Below are 13,121 nucleotides of genomic sequence, written 5' to 3' on the forward strand. Positions count from 1 at the left end.
CAAAAATAGGGAAATTAATACCTTTTTTGCCAAGAAGGGTATAATATAAGCAAAGCCAGTACGTTTGAGACTGCTCTAGCGTACAAGAATAATTTAGGAGATGTTGTAATGATTGTACTAGAAAACAACGAAATGAAAGTCAACATTCAAGAAAAAGGGGCGGAAGTTGTAGAAGTATTTCATAAAGAAAAAGACCTGCAGTTTATGTGGAGCGGCGACCCCGCTTATTGGGGACGAGTATCGCCCTTATTGTTTCCGATTGTAGGCCGATTAAAAAATGATCAGTATACCGTTGATCAGCGCGTATACTCTTTGCCTCAGCACGGTTTTTTACGTGATTCTACTTTCAGCGTGATCGAACAAACAAACGAAACAGCACGGCTGCAATTTGCTACAAATGGCCGCTTTAAAGACGTATATCCGTTTGAATGTTCAGTTGAAATCAGCTATCGTCTGGAAAACAACCGATTAACGTTTCAGTGGAAAGTAGTAAATGAAGATAAAGGCGATATGTATTTTTCAATTGGAGCCCACCCTGCTTTTCGTATTCCGTTACGTGAAAACGAGCAGATTTCTGATTACTTTTTAGAAATAGAGCCTTCTGAAACTACGCCAAAGGAATTTGTATTAAAAGACGCTCTTATTCATGAAAAAGGGGCTGCAGAAAATTTGCACCAGCTGCCGCTAAGCGCAGATTTATTTGCAAATGATGCGTTAATTTTTAGTGATATTGACGGAATTACGATTAAATCGACGGTTAATGAAAATCAAATTAACGTTCAGTTCAATGATTTCCCGTATGTCGGTATTTGGTCAAAGTATGATGCAGAAAATCATACAATCGCTCCTTTTCTTTGCATCGAACCTTGGTTTGGAATTGCAGATACGTATGATCACAACGGAAATTTCAAAGAAAAATTAGGCATCAACCGTTTATCAAAAGACGGTGTATTTCAAACAGAGTTCTCTGTTTCCTTTAGCTAATGCAACACATAACAAAATCAATCCAATCAACAGCTAGAAGCAGTTAAATAGATCTTCGTTCACCATAATAATGAAAAGCTCCAAACGATTACTCGTGCGGAGCTTTCTTAAACTAAACTACTTTTTTCTCTGCTTCTTTTTATATTAGTTATTTACAACATCACTATTTTTTAGCGCATGGACTTGCTCTATTAGCTTCTGAACGTATTCTTCGCTGAGTACACCTGTTGCTCCTCGAATAATTTCAGTCGAATAGTGATCCGGAGGTGCGACTTCTTTTTCTTTATTTAACACAAAAAAAGTAAGAACATGATCCACCATCTTACCTTCATGCTCGACAGAAATAATAGCAGGACGATAACCGTTATTATCTACGCCTTCTCTGCCATACAGGTACGCAATGGCTTCAGGCGGCACGCGGTATAGTTTGCCTTCAACGACTCCGCCTTCTTCAACCATGTCTGCACGTCCTCCGTCATGAATAACGTGGTTATATCGAAGCGTATAGCCTTTAAAAACAGCTCTGCCGAGACAGTCTTGGAAATGCTGATCCACCCCGTGCTTAATAAAACGATCGTTATCCATACATGAACCGTAAGCAAAATACAGCATACCTTCTAATAAATCTTCTTTCCACACGCGCCAGTTTCCGCTCGGGATAAATTCGTGCAGCAGCGAACGATCGCTTGCCACATAAACAACGGCTTCAAATTCACCTTGGTCCGTTTCAACCGTTTGCACAACTTTATCATATTCATTGTCTTTATGACCTTCATGAATGTATCCTTCTAATTCATCAAGAGCCTTCCACATAAGCTGATCGGTCACTTCATATACTTCTCCGTACACAATATGTTCACTGTCGATATCAAGCATAGGATAGCCTTGCTTTGTGTCATATAATTTCCCTTTCGTTTTTGCCTGCTTGGCAATAGGGCGCGCATGATGCAGCAATCCGTGATTACCTTCTCCTTCAAGAAGCGTTCCGTATACAAATAAATAATTGCACATACTCCTTATTCCCCCTCTTTCTCTTCATAAAGCTCTAGCGGTAACCCGTCCGGATCAGCAAAAAAAGTGAATTTTTTTCCCGTTAGTTCATCTACCCTAATAGGTTCCACATCAATCCCTTGCTGCTCTAGTTCACGCTTGGAATCCGCTACGCTTTCAACCGCAAAAGCTAAATGGCGTAAGCCGCACGCTTCAGGTCTTGAAGGACGTTGTGGCGGATTTGGAAACGAGAACAACTCAATTTGATAGCCAGGAGCTACTTCTAAATCTAGCTTATATGAATCTCTTTCTTTTCTATATGTTTCTTCTATAATCTTGCATCCTAACACATTTACATAAAAAGTTTTTGAACGTTCATAATTACTTCCTATAATGGCTACGTGGTGCATTCGTTTTAAATTCATTTCATTCTCCCATAAAAACCCTTTTCTAATCATCCTACACAAAATGCCGGCAAACATCAAATAATTACGTTATCACCTTTGACTAGAGTGATAAAAGTCACGGACATAGCGCCTCATAACAAGTAACATAACAACGAGGTGAATAACATGATTTCGTTAACATTTAAAGCAAGAGTTGACCGAACTCAAAATTTAGATTCGTTAAAAGAAGAAGCTGCTATTATGCACCGTATTGCTGATCAGCTATCTCCAATGAGCCCTGAGTTCATAGAATATACTGAACGTATTCAATATGTGTATGAACGCATGCACATTATCGTACGTCATCCTACTAAAAAACTCGCTTAATATAAGCGAGTTTTTTATAAAATCTTTGTCAAACTACCTTATTTTAAGATATACTGAATGCTAATAAAAAAATGAAACTTTTTGATCTTACGCGCGTATACTTAATTACGATAGGATAAAAGATAAATAGTTACGTAGCTGAAAACCATCACGTGATGGTTGACATAGTTAAAGGAGGTGGTATTCTGATGGGGTTGCGACATACAAAATTGGCGAACTTGCAGAGATGGCACATGTAACGAAACGCACGGTTGACTATTATACCAACATTGGGTTGTTAAAAGCAGAACGCTCTGCTTCTAACTATCGCTTTTATAACGAAGAAGCGCTGAAACGTCTTTACTTAATTGAAAAATTAAAAAGCGAAGGCCGTTCTCTTGAAGAGATTTCTTCTCTATTTTCTATAGAGCAATCCGAGAATAGCCACTCCAAAGACGAATTAGCATCCAAATTTTACGTACTAAACGACAGTTTAAAAGAAGTTGCACCGCTTATGGAAAAGCTTAATGAACAAGATCGAAAAGTAATGATGAATCGGCTCTCACCAGAAAGCGTCACTCTTTTGCACTCTTTACTGCTGCTGCTGTCGTAAATTTATTATTTACAGGAGGTGTTTACTTACTTTATAGCACTATAAAGTAAGTATATTCATTGATAACCATTAACTTAATTATTTTTGCGATTTTAATTGTACTCACTGCTTTTTTCGTTGCTTCAGAGTTTGCAATTGTGAAGCTTCGTAGTTCACGGGTAGATCAACTTGTTGCTGAAGGAAAAAAAGGAGCGAATGCGGTTAAAACCGTGACGACACACTTAGATGAGTATTTATCTGCGTGTCAGCTTGGTATTACGATTACTGCTTTAGGACTCGGTTGGTTAGGAGAACCGACTGTTGCGAAGATTTTAGAACCCCTGTTTGACAAAATGGGTGTTGCTGCATCTTTAACACATATTCTTTCATTCATTATCGCATTTGCGCTTGTAACGTTTGTTCACGTAGTAGTTGGTGAATTAGCGCCAAAAACATTTGCGATTCAAAAAGCTGAAACAGTTACGTTATTGTTTGCTCGTCCGTTAATTTTATTCTATAAAATTATGTTCCCCTTCATTTGGTTACTAAATGGTTCTGCCCGTTTATTAACTGGAATGTTTGGATTAAAGCCAGCTTCAGAGCATGAACTTGCGCACAGTGAAGAAGAGCTGCGCATCATTTTATCAGAAAGTTTTAAAGGCGGGGAAATTAACCAGTCTGAATATAAGTACGTGAACAACATTTTCGAATTCGATAACCGTGTTGCTCGCGAAATCATGGTACCAAGAACAGAAATTTCAGCTGTTTCTGAAGACGACAGCATTGAAGATTTCTTAAAGCTTGCTGTAGAAGATCGCTACACCCGTTACCCTGTTACCGTTGACGGAGACAAAGATAACATTATTGGATTAGTCAACGTCAAAGAGATTCTAAACGATGTCGTAATTAACGATGCGTTAAAAAAGCAAAGCGTGAAGCTTTATATGAATCCTATTATTCAAGTAATTGAAACTGTAGCGATTCAAGACCTATTGCGCTCGATGCAAAAGAAACGTACGCATATGGCTGTGTTGATTGACGAGTACGGCGGTACGGCTGGTATCGTTACCGTTGAAGATATTTTAGAAGAAATCGTTGGAGAAATTCGAGATGAGTTTGATACAGATGAAAAGCCGCTTGTTCAAAAAATCAGCGATCAGCATTTTGTCTTTAACTCAAAAGTACTGCTTGAAGAAGTTAACGAAGTGCTTCATATCGAAATTGAAAACGACGATATCGATACAATCGGCGGCTGGATGCTAATGCAAAATATCGATATCCAGGAAAGCGAATCGTTCAAACTTTTTGGATACGAGTTTATTGCAAAAGAAATGGACGGTCACCAAATGAAAGAAGTAGAAGTACGTGCCCTTCCTGAAGAAGAACGCGTGCAGCCTGAAAGTCATTCACCAGAACAAGAAGTTACACAAGCATAATAGAAAGAGCCGCTTCTTTATGAACCGGCTCTTTCTATTATTGCTTTATCTTAATCATGCAGCAGCTTATACACAACGTTCTCTTCTGCCTCTTCCCCAGTCTTTTCCTTCGCCTGGTCCATGGTGCCGACAAATTCCAGCTTTCCCTCCTTTAAGACCGCAAACCGATGACACACGTCTAAGATTTCATTCAAATCGTGGGTAATATAGATAATCGTCTTTCCTTTTGCCGCCAGCTGTTTAATATAACGAATGATCTCAAGCTTGGACTGCAAATCAATTCCGACTGTCGGCTCGTCCATTAACAAAACGGACGGTTCATGAATAAGTGAAACGGCTATGTTTAGCTTTCGCTTCATGCCTCCTGATAAATTTTTTACTTTTTCCTTCCATCTTCCTTCGAGCTGTACAGCTGAGCAAAGAGACTGAAGCTGTTCATTCGACAGAGAGCGTGAAGTCATTTTGCTCCACATTTTCATGTTTTCTTTTACGCTAAGCTCTTCCCACAGCGCTATGTCTTGTGGAACGTAGCCAATGACTTCTCGAATCGCTTTTTGATTTTTCTTAAGCGATAAGCCTCCAATCGTGACATTCCCGCTTGAAGGAGCCGTAATGGTAGACAAAATAGACAGAAGCGTCGACTTACCAGCGCCGTTTGGTCCTAAAAGACCAATGACTTCTCCACTTTCTACGGTCAGCGTAACATTTGCTAACGAACGTTTTTTTCCGTATGTTTTGCTAACATTGTTAATTTCAATCATTTGATGCTCCTCACATTCCACACTATTTTAAATGCGCACAAACATATACATGCAATGGAAACAGCTATCTCTTTCCAAATGAACGTAAGCGGCAGTGCATGCTGATACAGAAGCAGATGCTGCGGAAGCCACTGACTTATTTTTTCAATCGTTGCAGAAAGCTCTCCTACCGGGAAAAAGCTCCCTCCTATTATACTGAGTCCTGTGACCATGACAACGCTGATCATATAATAAGATCCAACTCGCTGACTTTCACTTGCAAGCCATGTGCTAAAAGCAACGCACACAATCACATAGATACACATATACAGCAGCACACCGTAAGACTCTACTCCATACAGCCATTTAAATAGAGCAAAGCTTATGAGAGCTTGAAGCACGTATAGCACAGCATAAGCAGCGCTGACGCTTCGAATATAACCGTAAAGTCCTTTTTGCATCGTTTTCATTCGTTTGAAAAGGTGCCTCCGCTCTTTAATCATCCAATCTGATGTAATGCAGCAAAGTAAAAGCGTAAAGAATCCCCATAGCGGCACGTATCCGGTCATTTGAACGTTCCCTTGCTTCGTATGCTTCGTTCCTTGCGCCTCGTAATCAATTGTCATCAGCGGCTTTGGCTTCCACTGGTTATCGGTATAACGATACGCTTCTTTCCATAAATCCGGTCCCGCATGAATGTTATAAACTTTATATAAAAAACGCACTTCATTTGCCGCTTTAACATTTGTCGTTAACCTTGTCACTTCACTCGCCACGACTTCTCGAACCGCTTCTGTGGCAACTGAAGAAGGCAGCGTGAGCAAATCAATGACTCCTTGATAATTCCCCTCTTCTACTTCTTGTTGAAATCCGTTAGGAAACATAAAAATGCTGTCAATTTTATTTTTAGCCAGCTCCTTTCTCGCTTGTTCTTCGTTCAGAGAAAGAAACTGAATTTCTGTTGTTTTCTGTAGTCGATCCATCACTTGTTTAGACATGTTGCTGTGATCTTGATCGACAAGAGCAACGGGTATTTTTGAATCACTTTGTACTTTTGCTAAAAATGAGCTGCTAATAATCGTTCCTATTAAAGGTAAAAAGAAAAGCATGATAACAAGCATAGGGCGCTTCAGCAGCTGCTTTATTTTTTCACTAATCATTTTCTCCACCGCCTTTGCAAAGTCATCACGTAGCCAACAGCAAGAACAAAACTTCCTGTTGCCGTAATGAGAATAGGCTTAAGGTAAAGAAAAGCTTCGTTTGTGTTATATCCATCAAATTCATAAAATAACAATTCCAAGACTCTGGTGTTGAGTGACCATTTCTGAAAACCACTCGCCCAGTCCGGTAAATAGACGACCGGCACAACATGTCCACTTAAAATCGCACTCAGCAAAATAAACAGCAAACCGGTTATTTGATAAGCTTTTTGTGATAAAAAAAGAACCCGAAGCAGTAAAAACAAACATAAAAAAGCAAACAAACTTCCGCTTACCCCTAAAAAAAGCTCTGCGTACGTACCGGTTACAGGCAGTTTCAGTTCTTTAATGAGACTTTCAAACAAAACGACAGAGAACGGTAGCAAAAGAACATACAGAGCCGTCAGCTGTGCTAAATAAATGTGAACAAACGATACACCTCTTGTTTTCATTCGAGCCAGCACCGGAGAAGTCTGCGTTTCACTAGCAAGCAGCCATCCGCCGTAGCTCCAAATCATAAGCAGCAAAGCAGCAAAAGACAGGACATAATATTGCTTCATATCCTGCTGAAAGAAACTCGTTTCTATTTGTTCATCAAATAAACTTCCTCTATCTAGTACGTGAAGCCCAAACGTCACCAAGCTCTTCTTAAATTCTGCGCGTCTATTTTTATCGGAAACATTTTCTTTTTCTAAAAAGGCATCAACCGTATTAATACCGCTTTGAGCAGCTGACGTGTAGTCAGCTGCACTTTCCATCACGTAGCGAAACAGCTGTGACTGAAGCGGCTTATTGCTATTTCCAATGACGTGTAAAGGCTGATTTTTTCCATGAGCAATATCGTGACTAAAACCTTTTGGCAGCGTCACAATGGCTGCCACTTTATTTTGCTGCAGCAGCTGTTTAGCTTTCTGTTCATTCGTGTAAAGAGGCTTCATAATCTTGCGAAGCTTACCTTCAGTCAGCTGTTCGATGACGTACTTCGTTTGTGCAGTATCATCTTTATCCACAATTGCCACGGGGAACCGATTTACTCTCTCCTCACCTTGCATGGTCTGACTAATAATGATCCCTGCTCCAAGTAAAAACAGAGCAGGGATCATTATTAGCAGTATGAGAGATTTTATATTTTTCAATAGAGCTTTACATGTAAAAAGAGTCAAAGAAAAATATATCTTCATCTGCTTTGCACCTTTTAGTAACCAGCGGTTCCCATATTCATCATGAGACCTTGAACATTTTTAGCGAAATTTTCTTGAATCGACAGCATATCTTCAGGCGTTACATCTTTTACGTTTGTTGCATTAGATGCGTCAAGCTCTGGAATAGTTGCTGATTTTTTTAATTGAGAAGCAGAGTCAATTTTTAACGTAACGTTTGCCGGATCTGCTTTTGGTCCTATCTTTGTACGAATATCAAACGAATAATCTGCTTTTCCTTTTGAAGCACTTATTGCTTGATTCTGCTTTACTTCCCCGTTTACTACTAGATCTTCTTGATCACCTAAGTCTAAAGAGAAAGTACGGTCAGCCGTTTGTTTCGCATCGGTTTTACCATTGATTACCGAATTCATTTTAAACGTCATATTCGTGTCTTCATCTTTTGAATCTTTTGTTAACAAATGAATAGACATGTTTTCTTTTCGTTTTTCACTTTCCGTTGTTACGTCTTTTTTCATATCAAACGTAAACGCATCATCGGTAGTGCTATCCGCTAGAACTGCTTTAAACTGCTTAGCCGTTTTGTTATCTTCATACGGAATATTTTTAGTCACCACGTTAAGTTTGCCTTTATCGTTAGAAGCATTTTTTACGCCCATGTTCATATCGCGAGCTACCACAACATCATCTTGAACGTACACAGTTGATTTCACACCGTTAGGGTAAGTCGTATCTTTTGCTTCTTTTTGGAAGTCTTGAAGACTTTCTTTTACTGATTTTTTCAATTCTTTTGGATCTGCCATATCTTTTAATTCTGGATTCGTTGCTGCCGAAGATTTAAACAGCTTAGATACGTGATTTGCATAGATGGTATGAAGCTTGTCATCTTTTGCTACTTTCGCAATAAGCTTATCCATAAATTGTTTTGTTTCTTTATCAGACATGTTAAGCGTCACGCTTGTTAACTGAAGCGTTTTGCCATTTGTTTTATAATCCACATTTTTTTCTTTTGTAAAATAATCGCTGTCTAACTCATCATAAATGAACGTTCCGTACTCTTTTGCAATGTAGGTCTTTTCTTTTTCCGTTAACTTTAAGTCTTCTAAACTCACGTTGCTTGTGTTAATATCAAGCGTTTCAGGACCAGAATAAGAAGGATCGAACTTACGCGCTACCTGTCCATATTCGTCTAAGTTTAAATAGAAATATTCATTTGCTAGAATCGGGGCTTTAAAGCCTATTCTTTCTTTCGTTTGAAAACCTTCTAGGTCAAGCGCTTTTGAACCGCCGATATTAAGAGCCAGTGAACCGTATCCTTCACTTTTTTTCGGATCTTGTTCCGCTTTAATTTTAATTTCAGCTTTACTGATAAGATCTTGAATCATTTTAAAGCTTGGATCATACGAAAGTGAATCCATGTTAAAGCCGCCTTTGATAGTAGCATTTGTAGTAGAAGGCTGCTTCATCGCTTTTTCCTGATAAGCCATCGTTTCACTGTACTTTGTTTCTAATTCATCAGCTGCTTTTTGATACGTATTTACTTCAGAAATTAAGTATAATTGCTTAGGAGATTTTTTAAATACCGTAGCAAATGTAATTGCTCCTCCAATAATAACAATTAAAGCTGCTAAAATGATAATCCATTTAGCCGGCGCTTTTTTGGGAGCGGGCGCCGTTTCTAGCGAAGCCGCTGTTTCGTCTGTTGTTCTGTTTTGATCTTTCTCACTCATCTACACCAGAACCTCCTATGTATTTTGTTAGTCACTTTGTACATGATAAGGAATGGTTTCCATAAATTCTACTACTTCGACAAAATAAGACAATAATTAGTCCGATAAACCGATGTCTTTCGGTGCAATATCGTGTGCAAAGTACTCTACTTAAGTACCCAATATATTGAAAATAAAACCAATTATTCAAAACTATCTCAATAACTATTAAAATAGGTAAATGACTTAACTTCTTATTTTTTTACAATATATTCCTATTTTTAAGCATTTACACCTAAGAACTACGAATCGGCGTTTTTCTATAGTCGATCTCTTTTTCCTTTAATCACATACAGGTGATATCTATGTACGTCTTTATGAAAAGATGATAAAAAAGCAGCGTTTTGTTCTAGTTCGAAAGGGAAATAATAAATATAAGAAAGCTTTTTTCTTGCCGGTGATATAAAAATCGAATAAAGTATTGTTAAATATATTTTACGCAATTTAATTTGAGGATAGAAAAAGGAGGATATCATTATGAATATACGCGTCACTCCTTCTGCAAAAGAAGCGTTGCAGAACGTAGAACAAAATCAAATGATTCAGCTTTCTTTTGATCGAGGAAGCTGCGATATTGTTAATACAATTTATGAAATGAAGATCATCTCAAAGCGCAGCCTTCAACCCTATGAAAAAGTTGTAACGGTTGAAGACTTAGAATTTATTGTTGATGATGACATGGAAGAAGTATACGACAATGAGCTGGTGATTGATCACGCAGCAGGTGCTTTTATCTTCAAAAATCACAACCAAATTTTTAATAACCGCGTAGGATTGCGCTATATCAATTCATAGAAAAAAAGCAGGGAACTCCCTGCTTTTTTCCTTGCATATGTTAGTAAACTCGCTTCTATCGATTGACCTTTAACCGCTCTTGGATAAATAACAACACGTTCACAAGGCTATTTTCTTCATATACATTCACCTGCTGACGCTTAAATTCTCCTTGTTCATGGTAGTAAACAATATCTCCGGTCCCTTTGTCTTCATTCATATGTAAATGAAAACTAAGCGGCGTTGCCAAAATAGATCCGTCTTCATCTCGCTGAAGAATTTGACAAAGCGTTTGATTCCCTTGTTTTTCAGATAAAAAGTCATAGCCAAATTGGCGTGCTAACTTCTCCACTTGTGCAGCAATAAGAGCTGTAATCTGTTGATTGTCTTTCATATCTCTAGTTTCTCCTTACTTATTTTCTTTTTTTATATTCCATGCTTCATAGCCGGAACGAGTTTTTGATAGTTTTTCCATAATATCGAACCACGCTTGTTCATGACCTTCACCAGCTTCAGAAAAAATAGCCGATAACTGCTCACGCTGTCGATTACTTAATTCTTTTTCTAATTCCCGTCCCTCATCCGTCAAAAACAGCTGCTTTACTCGACGATCATGCGCTGCTTCTTCACTAATCATTAATTCTTTTTCAACCAATTTTTTCATTGGACCGTGCAGCGCTTGTTTTGTGACTTCTAGCAATGCCAACAGCTCGTTCACACTAAGTCCCGGAAACCTCGCAATGAAAAATAAAATACGATGATGAACGCGCTGAATTCCATACTTTTGAATAATTTGATCCGGCTCCTCCGTAAACGTTTTATAGGCAAAATAAAATAAAGCCAGCACATCATTCATTTGCTGCTTCTTATTTTCGTCCATTTATGTCACCTGCTTTCTCTACGCTCTGAGTATCTTCTTATCAGTATACTATATTCTGAACTTATAGCACTAAAGGTCAATATACTTGACTAAAAACAACTATTTTTCTACACTGTATTTAAGTCAACTATATTGACATATTATTTTGAGGTGATGAAGTATGAGTAGCAACTATACGATCGGACATTATTTATTAGATCGTTTAGCCGAATTAGGTGTTCACCATATGTTTGGTGTACCTGGCGATTATAATTTATCTTTTTTAGATGAAGTCATTGAACATAAAGAAATAGAATGGATCGGAAATTGTAATGAGTTAAATGCAGCTTATGCTGCTGATGGCTATGCAAGAGTTAATGGAATGGCCGCGCTCATTACAACATTTGGTGTCGGTGAATTAAGTGCTGTTAACGGTATTGCAGGATCTTACGCTGAACGTGTACCCGTCGTTAAAATTACGGGAACTCCTACAACAAATGTAATGGATAATGGTTTGTACGTTCACCATACGCTTGGAAACGGAAAGTTCGATCATTTTTCAACTATGTATAAAGAAGTAACTGTAGCTCAAACGTTCCTTACACAGGAAAATGCAGCTCAAGAAATTGACCGCGTACTTCTTACATGCTGGACTGACAAAAGGCCTGTTCACATTAATTTGCCAACCGACGTATATGATAAGCCTATTAGCAAACCCTACAACTCATTATTAGACAGTGCCATTTTAAGTAACGAAGAAACATTGAAACAAATGATAGTAGACGTTCCCGAAAGAATCAATTCAGCCAAAAGGCCCGTTATACTGGCAGACTTTGAAGTAACTCGATACGGAGCACAGAAAGCTTTGCTGCAATTCGCTGAGAAAACCGGCTTTCCTGTTGCAACATTAAGTATGGGAAAGAGTGCTTTTAATGAAGCACACCCTCAGTTTATCGGTGTTTACAACGGAGATTTAAGTTCTTTTTATGTACAAAAACGTATAGATCAATCAGATTGCATCATCAGCGTTGGAGTAAAATTAACGGATTCAATAACAGGCGGATTTTCTCACCAATTTTCAAAGGACAATGTTATTCATATTCACCCATTTTCCGTTCAGTTTAACAGCACAAAATATGCACCTGCTACAATGATTGATTCTTTACACGCATTAAGCAGTGCAATTACAAAAAGAAAAGCGGAAGATTTGGATATTCTTTCTCTCACTTCACAGATGGCTGCTAAATCATATACTGCAGCTGAAACCGAGATAACGCAAGAAAGGTTCTTTGAACGAATTGCTGCTTTCCTTCATGAAGATGATGTACTGTTGGCGGAACAAGGAACATCTTTTTTCGGAGCAGCAACCATGCAGCTGCCAAAAGACACAACATTTATCGGCCAGCCGCTTTGGGGATCTATCGGCTACACACTCCCTGCTCTTTTAGGATCACAGCTTGCCGACAAAAACCGACGCAACGTATTGCTTATCGGCGACGGTTCATTTCAATTGACAGCACAAGAGCTGTCAACTATGCTGCGTCAACATATTAAACCGGTAATTTTTCTAATTAATAATGACGGCTATACGGTAGAACGTGCCATTCACGGCGAAAATCAAGTATATAATGACATTCAAATGTGGAATTATCAAGAGCTTCCCGCTGTGTTAGGCCCTAAAGACCGGAGTATAACTTTTAAAGTTCGTACAGAAATAGAGCTGGAGGAAGCTTTACTATTGGCCGAACAGAATGATCAACATCTCTTATTTATTGAAGTTATGATGCACCGAGACGATAAACCTGCTCTGCTTGCCGAACTTTCAAAAAGATTTGCAAATCAAAACGTATAAGCTAATAACTGTAA

14 protein-coding genes are annotated in these 13,121 nt (G+C 38.5%); 6 read left to right on the plus strand and 8 right to left on the minus strand.

Translation table 11 applies throughout. From position 1 onward, the window contains the following. Positions 1 to 108 precede the first annotated feature (108 nt). Positions 109 to 984, plus strand: a complete 876-nt coding sequence (locus LAV82_RS08910) for an aldose 1-epimerase family protein (protein ID WP_499715912.1) — start codon at positions 109 to 111, stop codon at positions 982 to 984. 144 nt (positions 985 to 1,128) lie between these two features. Here the strand turns inward: LAV82_RS08910 and LAV82_RS08915 are convergent, their stop codons facing one another. Beyond that, positions 1,129 to 1,995 carry a gamma-glutamylcyclotransferase family protein gene (locus LAV82_RS08915; RefSeq protein ID WP_211078208.1) on the minus strand — a complete coding sequence of 289 codons (867 nt, stop codon included), beginning with the start codon at positions 1,993 to 1,995 and terminating at the stop codon, positions 1,129 to 1,131. 5 nt (positions 1,996 to 2,000) lie between these two features. Then, entirely contained in the window at positions 2,001 to 2,399 is a 399-nt protein-coding gene (gene gloA2 / locus LAV82_RS08920) for an SMU1112c/YaeR family gloxylase I-like metalloprotein (RefSeq protein WP_211078209.1), read from the minus strand. A gap of 147 nt (positions 2,400 to 2,546) precedes the next feature. Here gloA2 and LAV82_RS08925 point away from each other — a divergent pair, with 147 nt between their 5' ends. From LAV82_RS08925 to LAV82_RS08935, 3 genes are all read left to right on the plus strand, one after another. Beyond that, entirely contained in the window at positions 2,547 to 2,747 is a 201-nt protein-coding gene (locus LAV82_RS08925) for a hypothetical protein (protein WP_013055895.1), read from the plus strand. A gap of 226 nt (positions 2,748 to 2,973) precedes the next feature. Continuing rightward, positions 2,974 to 3,339: a MerR family transcriptional regulator gene (locus LAV82_RS08930; protein ID WP_499715913.1), complete on the plus strand. Its 366-nt coding sequence runs from the start codon at positions 2,974 to 2,976 to the stop codon at positions 3,337 to 3,339. 59 nt (positions 3,340 to 3,398) lie between these two features. Beyond that, positions 3,399 to 4,754 carry a hemolysin family protein gene (locus LAV82_RS08935; RefSeq protein WP_013055893.1) on the plus strand — a complete coding sequence of 452 codons (1,356 nt, stop codon included), beginning with the start codon at positions 3,399 to 3,401 and terminating at the stop codon, positions 4,752 to 4,754. Between the two features lie 50 nt (positions 4,755 to 4,804). On the opposite strand, the gene LAV82_RS08940 is transcribed toward LAV82_RS08935, so the two are convergent. The 4 genes from LAV82_RS08940 to LAV82_RS08955 are packed head-to-tail and all read right to left on the minus strand — an operon-like array spanning position 4,805 to position 9,583. Beyond that, positions 4,805 to 5,515, minus strand: a complete 711-nt coding sequence (locus tag LAV82_RS08940) for an ABC transporter ATP-binding protein (RefSeq protein ID WP_013055892.1) — start codon at positions 5,513 to 5,515, stop codon at positions 4,805 to 4,807. Continuing rightward, on the minus strand, positions 5,512 to 6,654 hold the full coding sequence (locus LAV82_RS08945) for an ABC transporter permease (protein WP_499715914.1): 1,143 nt from the start codon (positions 6,652 to 6,654) through the stop codon (positions 5,512 to 5,514). The genes LAV82_RS08940 and LAV82_RS08945 overlap by 4 nt, the downstream gene beginning before the upstream one ends. After that, positions 6,651 to 7,874 (minus strand): ABC transporter permease, encoded by a 1,224-nt coding sequence (locus LAV82_RS08950; protein ID WP_499715915.1) that lies wholly within the window; start codon positions 7,872 to 7,874, stop codon positions 6,651 to 6,653. The genes LAV82_RS08945 and LAV82_RS08950 overlap by 4 nt, the downstream gene beginning before the upstream one ends. A 14-nt stretch (positions 7,875 to 7,888) precedes the next feature. Beyond that, positions 7,889 to 9,583: a hypothetical protein gene (locus tag LAV82_RS08955; protein ID WP_499715916.1), complete on the minus strand. Its 1,695-nt coding sequence runs from the start codon at positions 9,581 to 9,583 to the stop codon at positions 7,889 to 7,891. Between the two features lie 516 nt (positions 9,584 to 10,099). Between LAV82_RS08955 and LAV82_RS08960 the strand changes: the two genes are divergently transcribed. Then, complete coding sequence (locus LAV82_RS08960; protein WP_028414219.1) at positions 10,100 to 10,417, plus strand: iron-sulfur cluster biosynthesis family protein; 318 nt, start codon at positions 10,100 to 10,102, stop codon at positions 10,415 to 10,417. A gap of 55 nt (positions 10,418 to 10,472) precedes the next feature. Here LAV82_RS08960 and LAV82_RS08965 read toward each other — a convergent pair whose 3' ends face one another. Continuing rightward, positions 10,473 to 10,790 (minus strand): hypothetical protein, encoded by a 318-nt coding sequence (locus LAV82_RS08965; protein WP_013055887.1) that lies wholly within the window; start codon positions 10,788 to 10,790, stop codon positions 10,473 to 10,475. 15 nt (positions 10,791 to 10,805) lie between these two features. Beyond that, on the minus strand, positions 10,806 to 11,276 hold the full coding sequence (locus tag LAV82_RS08970; RefSeq protein ID WP_029325046.1) for a MarR family winged helix-turn-helix transcriptional regulator: 471 nt from the start codon (positions 11,274 to 11,276) through the stop codon (positions 10,806 to 10,808). Positions 11,277 to 11,436: 160 nt separating this feature from the next. Between LAV82_RS08970 and LAV82_RS08975 the strand changes: the two genes are divergently transcribed. After that, positions 11,437 to 13,107 (plus strand): alpha-keto acid decarboxylase family protein, encoded by a 1,671-nt coding sequence (locus LAV82_RS08975; protein WP_499715917.1) that lies wholly within the window; start codon positions 11,437 to 11,439, stop codon positions 13,105 to 13,107. The last annotated feature ends 14 nt before the right edge of the window (positions 13,108 to 13,121 follow it).

It is taken from the genome of Bacillus sp. ILBB4 (assembly GCF_035064545.1).
In the GTDB taxonomy this organism is placed as follows: Bacteria; Bacillota; Bacilli; order Bacillales; family Bacillaceae_H; genus Priestia.

Bases quoted from the DNA above. Each gene is read 5' to 3' on its own strand.
- LAV82_RS08975 (WP_499715917.1), top strand. From the start codon at position 11,437: ATGAGTAGCAACTATACGATCGGACATTATTTATTAGATCGTTTAGCC.
- gloA2 (WP_211078209.1), bottom strand. From the start codon at position 2,399: ATGAATTTAAAACGAATGCACCACGTAGCCATTATAGGAAGTAATTAT.
- LAV82_RS08960 (WP_028414219.1), top strand. From the start codon at position 10,100: ATGAATATACGCGTCACTCCTTCTGCAAAAGAAGCGTTGCAGAACGTA.
- LAV82_RS08910 (WP_499715912.1), top strand. From the start codon at position 109: ATGATTGTACTAGAAAACAACGAAATGAAAGTCAACATTCAAGAAAAA.
- LAV82_RS08955 (WP_499715916.1), bottom strand. From the start codon at position 9,583: ATGAGTGAGAAAGATCAAAACAGAACAACAGACGAAACAGCGGCTTCG.
- LAV82_RS08970 (WP_029325046.1), bottom strand. From the start codon at position 11,276: ATGGACGAAAATAAGAAGCAGCAAATGAATGATGTGCTGGCTTTATTT.
- LAV82_RS08915 (WP_211078208.1), bottom strand. From the start codon at position 1,995: ATGTGCAATTATTTATTTGTATACGGAACGCTTCTTGAAGGAGAAGGT.
- LAV82_RS08945 (WP_499715914.1), bottom strand. From the start codon at position 6,654: ATGATTAGTGAAAAAATAAAGCAGCTGCTGAAGCGCCCTATGCTTGTT.
- LAV82_RS08965 (WP_013055887.1), bottom strand. From the start codon at position 10,790: ATGAAAGACAATCAACAGATTACAGCTCTTATTGCTGCACAAGTGGAG.
- LAV82_RS08950 (WP_499715915.1), bottom strand. From the start codon at position 7,874: ATGAAGATATATTTTTCTTTGACTCTTTTTACATGTAAAGCTCTATTG.
- LAV82_RS08930 (WP_499715913.1), top strand. From the start codon at position 2,974: ATGGCACATGTAACGAAACGCACGGTTGACTATTATACCAACATTGGG.
- LAV82_RS08925 (WP_013055895.1), top strand. From the start codon at position 2,547: ATGATTTCGTTAACATTTAAAGCAAGAGTTGACCGAACTCAAAATTTA.
- LAV82_RS08940 (WP_013055892.1), bottom strand. From the start codon at position 5,515: ATGATTGAAATTAACAATGTTAGCAAAACATACGGAAAAAAACGTTCG.